This window comes from Methylobacterium sp. E-016, assembly GCF_022829745.1.
Taxonomy (GTDB): domain Bacteria; phylum Pseudomonadota; class Alphaproteobacteria; order Rhizobiales; family Beijerinckiaceae; genus Methylobacterium.
In genome coordinates, this window is the sequence record NZ_JAKSYF010000124.1 from 22,726 (window position 1) to 29,508 (window position 6,783).

Annotated in this window: 9 protein-coding genes; 2 read left to right on the forward strand and 7 right to left on the reverse strand. The window is 65.1% G+C overall.

All coding sequences use genetic code 11. From position 1 onward, the window contains the following. Positions 1–510: 510 nt before the first annotated feature. Positions 511–1,041 (forward strand): plasmid pRiA4b ORF-3 family protein, encoded by a 531-nt coding sequence (locus MKK68_RS16650; protein ID WP_244031546.1) that lies wholly within the window; start codon positions 511–513, stop codon positions 1,039–1,041. A gap of 48 nt (positions 1,042–1,089) precedes the next feature. On the opposite strand, the gene MKK68_RS16655 is transcribed toward MKK68_RS16650, so the two are convergent. Then, positions 1,090–1,332, reverse strand: a complete 243-nt coding sequence (locus MKK68_RS16655; protein ID WP_244031559.1) for a DUF6894 family protein — start codon at positions 1,330–1,332, stop codon at positions 1,090–1,092. Positions 1,333–1,563: 231 nt separating this feature from the next. On the opposite strand from MKK68_RS16655, the gene MKK68_RS16660 reads away from it, so the two are divergent. Then, a complete protein-coding gene (locus MKK68_RS16660; protein ID WP_244031561.1) occupies positions 1,564–1,923 on the forward strand; it encodes a hypothetical protein in 360 nt (119 codons plus the stop codon). A 10-nt stretch (positions 1,924–1,933) separates the two neighbouring features. On the opposite strand, the gene MKK68_RS16665 is transcribed toward MKK68_RS16660, so the two are convergent. The 6 genes from MKK68_RS16665 to lpdA form a co-directional block, all read right to left on the reverse strand. Beyond that, positions 1,934–2,368 carry a hypothetical protein gene (locus MKK68_RS16665; RefSeq protein WP_244031563.1) on the reverse strand — a complete coding sequence of 145 codons (435 nt, stop codon included), beginning with the start codon at positions 2,366–2,368 and terminating at the stop codon, positions 1,934–1,936. Between the two features lie 109 nt (positions 2,369–2,477). Next, on the reverse strand, positions 2,478–2,720 hold the full coding sequence (locus tag MKK68_RS16670; RefSeq protein WP_244031565.1) for a DUF6894 family protein: 243 nt from the start codon (positions 2,718–2,720) through the stop codon (positions 2,478–2,480). A 131-nt stretch (positions 2,721–2,851) separates the two neighbouring features. Continuing rightward, entirely contained in the window at positions 2,852–3,100 is a 249-nt protein-coding gene (locus MKK68_RS16675; protein ID WP_244031567.1) for a hypothetical protein, read from the reverse strand. Between the two features lie 2 nt (positions 3,101–3,102). Then, positions 3,103–3,732: a recombinase family protein gene (locus MKK68_RS16680; RefSeq protein ID WP_244031569.1), complete on the reverse strand. Its 630-nt coding sequence runs from the start codon at positions 3,730–3,732 to the stop codon at positions 3,103–3,105. Between the two features lie 489 nt (positions 3,733–4,221). Further along, on the reverse strand, positions 4,222–4,404 hold the full coding sequence (locus MKK68_RS16685; protein WP_244031571.1) for a hypothetical protein: 183 nt from the start codon (positions 4,402–4,404) through the stop codon (positions 4,222–4,224). Between the two features lie 880 nt (positions 4,405–5,284). Next, positions 5,285–6,724 carry a dihydrolipoyl dehydrogenase gene (lpdA, locus tag MKK68_RS16690; RefSeq protein ID WP_244031574.1) on the reverse strand — a complete coding sequence of 480 codons (1,440 nt, stop codon included), beginning with the start codon at positions 6,722–6,724 and terminating at the stop codon, positions 5,285–5,287. Positions 6,725–6,783: the final 59 nt, after the last annotated feature.

Below are 6,783 nucleotides of genomic sequence, written 5' to 3' on the forward strand. Positions count from 1 at the left end.
GGCCGCGGTCGCGGAGGCCCAGGAGCCCCCGATATAGGCTACGGCTATGGCCGCCCCGCGCCGACCTACGGATACCACTACGGGGCGCCCCCGGTCGTCACCTATCGCTCGGCCCGAGTGGTCCGCGAGTACGACTACGAGGAAGGGCCGGCCTACCGTGCTCGCCCTCCCGCCCGCTTCTACGCGGGTGGTTCGGATGGCTACGGCTATCGTAGCGCGGGCTACGGTTTCCGCCATGCCGGGTACGGCTACCGGCGGGATTGCGACCGCCCGTAAGGCTACAGGGGCTAGTAGACCGCGGAGCATGTGGGCTGCTTGGGAAGACCGAGTGGCTCACTCTTTCGAGGCCTACACGGCAAGGGGGAATGAAGCCGGTGGTCGCTGTGCGAGACCGCGGGGTTGCTCCTAGCGCTCTCGACGGTAACCTCGTGGCATGACCGAGCCGAGTCGCATCGCCCGCCTCCGTTCACCCTGGACGACACTGAGCCCACCGTCTGGCGGACCGTCGAGGTGCCGCTCACAGCTAGCCTCAAGCTCCTGCATGAGGTGATCCAGGCGGCGATGCCCTTCGAGGACTACCACCTCTTCCAGTTTCGGGAGGGGGCTGTCCGCTACGCCATCCCCGACCCGGAGTGGCCTGACGGAAACACCCGCAGCGCGAAGTCCACCAAGCTCGGGGCGCTCGTGGATCGGGGCACCACCGCCTTCGCCTACACCTACGACTTCGGGGACAACTGGCAGCACACCATCACGGTCGAAGAGATCGGCCCGGCGGACCCCGCAGTTGCCTACCCGCGCTTCCTCGACGGCGCGAGACGGGCACCACCCGAGGACGTGGGCGGGACAATGGGCTTCGAGGAGTTCCTGGAGGCTGTCACCAAGCCTCGGCACCGCGAGCGCAAACGGATGCTCGAATGGTACGGCGGCCCGTTCGATCCCGAGGTGCTGGACCGGGAGACCATCGAGGCCGGCATGTCGAAGCTGGCCCGGCGGCGAGCCATCGGGCAGGCAGCGTTCGCGAAGAGCCGAGGTCGGCCGTGAAGTCCCTCAGCGGATGAGGGCCAAGAGGGAAGGCGGGCGGTGAAGCCGCTAAGCCGTTTCAAGCTCTTCGATAGCAAGCGTAAGCCGTGCCCGCATGATTATGGTTCCGGCCTGATCTCGAACGCTTGCCAAGAATATTTGACCGTCTGATGTTGTGTCTAGTAGCTCAGAGAACCGCTTTAAAACATGCCCTAACTTCTCTCTCGCTGCTACTGAGTCTGTTAATTCAAAGCCCTTCTTGTCGCGCACAAAATTAGTGCCGTCATGAAGGTCGATATAGAACAGCGGCATCTTAAGGGCCTAAGCCTGAGGGTGGTAATAAGGCTAAGTACTGCCTGCGGGCTCGTTTTGCGATAGCGCCACGCTTGCATGTTGTATGCCGCCTACCCTTCATCCCGTGAGCTGGTCCCGCCCACCTTTCTCAGGATGCCCCGGCGCTGCGCTCTTGATTAAGGCGGTACCTGATGGCCCGACCGTTGCCTCCGCCTCAGTCTCGCCAAGGCAACCGGGCACCCTCCCATCATGATGAAGACCTCCCGCATTCTAGGCTGGCTGCTCCTGGCGGGAGTTGTCTTCGCGACCCTCGCGCCCATCGGCCTCCGGCCCATCAGCGATGCCTCGGTCTCCGTCGAGCGGTTCGGCGCCTACGCGGTGGTGAGCTTCCTGTTCACCCTCGGATACCCGCGCCGCCGCTGGCAGATCGTAGGAGCGCTGATCGTGCTTGCTGGTGCCATGGAAGCGATGCAGAACCTTGAGCTAACCTGGCATGGCCGCTTCGGAGACTTCGCGGTGAAGGCCGCCGGGTGCTGGTTCGGAGTGATGCTCGCGGTCGTCCTCGCCTTCATTCCGGCGAGCATGGCGAAGGCCGAGGGGCGGGCGTAGGAGGCACAGCCTACCTCGGGGCGAACAGCGTGATGTTGCTGTTAATCTGGTACGCGCTAGTCGGCGGCGTGTTCACGAAGCGGAGATAGAGCGGGCTCTCACCAAGGATTGCTCCGAAGGCCGGCGTGACCGGGATCGGGAAGCACTTGGCGAGCGCCGCGTCTGCGGCTTCTTGATAATGCCGTTGTGCCTCCGCATCGCCCTTGAGCTGGCGTGCGATGATGCGCGGCCTCCCCCGGATGGCCCCCGCCTTATCGAGCCCGAAGCGGTAGGCGAGGAGCGAGCCGTCTGTCCCCGCCGGGACGGTCCAACACTTCGCCAGCGCAGCTCGGAGGTCTGCCCAGTTGTTGGCCTGCGCGGAGGCTTCGGGTTCTGCCTGGGCCGGCATGGTGGCGACACACGCGGCCACTATCGCGAGGCAGGCATAGACGGGGACGTGTCGCATCGGCGGGCGCTCTGTTGGCGCGAGGCGGTGGGTCGCGCTGTGATGGTCAACGCTCCAGACGCCGAAGGGGTCTTGGAGCCGTCCTCACCTTCATCCCGGCGTCTCCCTCTCAAAAGGCATCCACAACGTCCATGTCGAGCGTGAGGTTGGCTTGCGCAATGACCCTGTCATGCTGGTCACGAACGGTAGCTTGGTAGGCCTGATGATCGGAGGTGGTATCGAGCAACTCTGCAACGCGCTTCATCACTTGGACCATCTTTGTGAGTGCGGCTTCCGCATCAGGCAGGTCGAAGCCCTCGGTATCGCGGACCAGCTCTGAGCCGTCATGAAGGTCGATGTAGAACAGCGGCATCGTAAGCTCATGCCCAGGAACCGGCGTAAGAATCACGCGGTGATCGTGCCGATGCATTGCCGCATAGTTGTAGCCGCAAATCCACTCATTAGATCGCCGTCCTTGGGTTTTGGGTCTATCCCGCAAGACCCTCAATCCTCCCAGAGCAGACCGTTCTTCTGAGCCAAGGCCGCCGCCTCCCCGCGCTTAGCGAGCGCACGGATGGCATGATGCCGGCTCAGGGTACGGAACAGCTCGCCGGCCGCGCACGACGCTTGCTGATCCATATAGGCCGCGAGGTTGGCATAGTGGCTGGCAAGCAGCTCATCGGCTGCGGCTGCCACGCGATGGGCAGAGACCGCCACTCTCGCCATTGCCCACGGTCGATCCGGCGCGTCCATCTCTAGGCCCATCGTGCCAAAGCTGCTTCCGCTTCTACCGGGTTGTCACGAATGCGGTAGATGGTCTGGCGCGATAGGCCGGTTACAGTGGCGATATCGCTCACCCCCTGGCCCTGGCCTAGAGCCCCGCTGACGGCATCGAACTGCTCTCGCGTGAAGCTGGGCTTGCGGCCCCGGTAGGCGTCCTCGCGGCCCTTGGCGTGGTCTATGCCGGCCCTCTGCGCTTCCTTGGTGGCCTCCGCCTGGGCCTGCGCTGTGGCGGCCATGAAGCCGATGAGCGCATCCCGCACGGCTTGCTGCATAGGGTCCTTGGTGGCCCCGTCGAAGGTGAGGTTGTTGATGACAGTGCGGACGATGACGCCTCGGCGCATCATCTCCCGGATGGTGTCGCACACGTCCGCGTAGTTGCGGCCCAGGCGGTCCACCCAACGGACCACCAGGGTATCCCCGCGGCGGAGCATGTCGAACAGCCGGCGGCCCTGAGGGCGATCCTTGAGGCTGGTGGTGAGGCCCGACACGCCTTCGTCCGCGACCACCTCGTCTATCCTGAAGCCGGTGGCCTCGGCCTGGGTGCGCTGGTGGGCGATGGTCTGATCAGTGGTCGAGACCCGGGCGTAGAGTATGGTCTGCATGGGAGCAGCGTCTGTCCGATAGGAGACTGTCCGCAAAATTGGCTGTCCGTTGGGCAATATCAACCCTTACGGACGGCCTTTCGGACAACCCCGCCGCTGTCCGCTACGGCATACCCTTGCGGACAGATTACGGAATACTGCGGCGTATAACCGGCTAAAAACGTTTGTATCGAAACTAAGCGTTTGATTGTTTCATGCAACCTGCGCTAGAAAGGCCCAACGCAGGGTTGCTGTATGTTGAAAGACCATTTGGTAGTGCACCTTCCACAAGGCGCGGTGACATTTCGCGGCAGAGGCGATGGCTCGCTCACTGGCTTCAAGCTGACATTGAGGGTGTGCCCGCACTGCTCCCAGCGCAATGCCCGACAGACGGAGGCAAAAGGCTACTGCCAGTGGTGCGCCTACGTCCCGTTGCTTTGTGACGCCGAGCCCGCAAAAGCGGCCTAAGGCGGGCAGCTTAAGCTAACCGCAGTCGCCGCCGGCACCGGATCACACTCGGGCCTTCGGCTTGGCTTTGCGCTTCCGGGCGGGCTTCTTCCCCGCTGTGGCCTTCGTCATCTCAGCGAGCGCCAACTGCTGCTGCCTTCGAACGATGGACGTAGCCGTTCCCATCCACCAGCCGGCCGCGCGATTGGCGCCAATCAGCCAGAGGCTCAATGCTGGGTTCTTCATGGCTAACCTCGTGCGGGCCGCCGTGGCCTCGACTTCGGGGGTAACGCGCCGGAGCCTGGGAAGTGGCGGAGGGCCGGAGCGTCGGATGCACGAGAGCGGCATGAGGCCGGAGGGAGGGGCCATCGCGCTCGCGCCCGAGGGAGACCGGGCGGAGGGGTACGGGGGGAAACTCTGAGCCGCGTGTCAGGTATGAGGTGTCGCGCGGGTGACCCCTAGGAAACCTGTTGGCACCGCCTCTTGCTACGGCACCTCAAGCTACCTTCGCGCGTTCTCCTGATGGTCACTCAGCGACCGCCCGGGAGAGCCACATGTGCGCCGTTCGCACCCAACCCTATGCTCACCGCCGCTCGCATGCGTCCTCGGCCGCTGTCGTCCAGCCTGACTGCTTCATACGTCGCCGCATGGATGGCATCACCGCCAACGACAACCGGCCGCTGCAGACCGTCGCTTGGCGAACGGCAGGTGCCCTCTTCGGGGTGGCAGTTGCGGGATGCACCGCGCTTGCGGTGGCGCTGGTAGGTCTCTGACCTGGGCCAAGGTGTTTGCGCCTGAGGGAAGCAGCCGGAGGGGGTACGGGGGGGAGCCCGGCCGTTGCCCCTTAGGTGTGAGGTGTCGCGCGGGTGACCCCTGGGTTCGTTCCAGGCCCCTCCCCCCTACCCGAATAGGCTGCGCACAGACCCACGATGCCTGGTGGTCTCAGCCTTCAGGCCCCTACCTCGCGCACCCTCGCTGTCGCCATCTCTGGCACAATCTGGGCACACTCAGTTGTGCCCGAGGCCCCTTCGACCCCCTACCCAAGGCTTGACCCGGAGCCTACCTCCGGCCTAGCCTCAGGACCCTAACAGCCTGTTTCGAAGGAGCTTTTCGCCCCCTCCCCTCCCTACGTATGAATCACCTTCCCATAAGCATCCAGCACGCTCTCGTGCATCATCTCGGACAGCGTCGGGTGCGGGAAGACCGTGTGCATCAGGTCTTCCTCGGTGGTCTCGAGGTTCATGGCGACGACGTAGCCCTGGATCAGCTCGGTGACCTCGGCGCCGACCATGTGGGCGCCGAGCAGCTGGCCGGTGTTGGCGTCGAACACCGTCTTGATCAGCCCGTCCGGCTCGCCGAGCGCGATCGCCTTGCCGTTGCCGGCGAAGGGGAAGCGGCCGACCTTGATCGCAAAGCCCTGCTCCTTGGCCTTCGCCTCCGTGAGGCCGACGGAGGCGATCTGCGGCTGGCAGTAGGTGCAGCCGGGGATTTTTGCCTTGTCCATCGGATGGGTGGGCAGGCCCTTGATCGTCTCGATGCAGATGACGCCCTCGTGCTCGGCCTTGTGGGCGAGCATCGGCGGGCCGGCGACGTCGCCGATGGCGTAGAGGCCGGGCACGTTGGTGCGGCCGAGCCCGTCGGTGACGACGATGCCGCGCTCGATCTTCACCCCGAGCGCCTCGAGCCCGATCCCCTCGATGTTGCCGACGACGCCCACCGCCGAGATCAGCTTCTCCGCCGTCAGCGTCTGCACCTTGCCGTCGGCGGCCTCGATGGTGGCGGTGACCGAATCCGCGCCCTTCTCGACCTTGGTCACCTTGGCGCCGGTCAGGATCTTGATGCCCTGCTTCTCGAAGCGCTTGCGGGCGATGGCGGCGATCTCCGGATCCTCCACCGGGAGGATCTGCGGCAGCAGCTCCACCACCGTCACCTCGGCGCCCATGGTGCGGTAGAACGAGGCGAACTCGATGCCGATCGCGCCCGAGCCCATCACCAGGAGCGACTTCGGCATCGTCTCCGGCACCATTGCCTCGTAGTAGGTCCAGATCAGCTTCTTGTCGGGCTCGATGCCGGGGATCGCGCGCGGGCGCGCGCCGGTGGCGACGATGATGTGCTTGGCCGAATACGTCCCGGCCGCGAGCGCGCCCTTCGGCGCCGGCGCGCGGGCGGTCTCCTTGACCGTCACCTGCCCCGTGCCGTTGCCCTTGGCGACGCTGTTGACCGTGGCCTCGCCCCAGATCACGTCGACCTTGTTCTTCTTCAGGAGGTGGCCGACGCCGCCGTTCAGCTTCGACGAGACGCCGCGCGAGCGCTTCACGATCGCGCCCGTGTCGAACGAGACCTCCTTGGCGGAGAGCCCGTAATCGGAGGCGTGCTGCATGTAGTGGTAGATCTCGGCCGAGCGCAGCAGCGCCTTGGTCGGGATGCAGCCCCAGTTCAGGCAAATGCCGCCGAGGTGCTCCCGGTCCACCACCGCGGTCTTGAACCCGAGCTGCGCCGCACGGATCGCGGTGACGTAGCCGCCAGGGCCGGCGCCGATGATGAGCACGTCGTAGCTGTCGGCCATGAGGGTCTGGTCTCTTCCCTGGAGCGTCTCGGAGGCGAGCGTAGACGAGGACGGCGCGG

Coding starts and splice junctions, on each gene's coding strand:
- MKK68_RS16665 (WP_244031563.1), bottom strand. CDS start 2,368: ATGCGACACGTCCCCGTCTATGCCTGCCTCGCGATAGTGGCCGCGTGT.
- MKK68_RS16655 (WP_244031559.1), bottom strand. CDS start 1,332: ATGCCGCTGTTCTATATCGACCTTCATGACGGCACTAATTTTGTGCGC.
- MKK68_RS16660 (WP_244031561.1), top strand. CDS start 1,564: ATGATGAAGACCTCCCGCATTCTAGGCTGGCTGCTCCTGGCGGGAGTT.
- MKK68_RS16680 (WP_244031569.1), bottom strand. CDS start 3,732: ATGCAGACCATACTCTACGCCCGGGTCTCGACCACTGATCAGACCATC.
- MKK68_RS16675 (WP_244031567.1), bottom strand. CDS start 3,100: ATGGACGCGCCGGATCGACCGTGGGCAATGGCGAGAGTGGCGGTCTCT.
- lpdA (WP_244031574.1), bottom strand. CDS start 6,724: ATGGCCGACAGCTACGACGTGCTCATCATCGGCGCCGGCCCTGGCGGC.
- MKK68_RS16670 (WP_244031565.1), bottom strand. CDS start 2,720: ATGCCGCTGTTCTACATCGACCTTCATGACGGCTCAGAGCTGGTCCGC.
- MKK68_RS16685 (WP_244031571.1), bottom strand. CDS start 4,404: ATGAAGAACCCAGCATTGAGCCTCTGGCTGATTGGCGCCAATCGCGCG.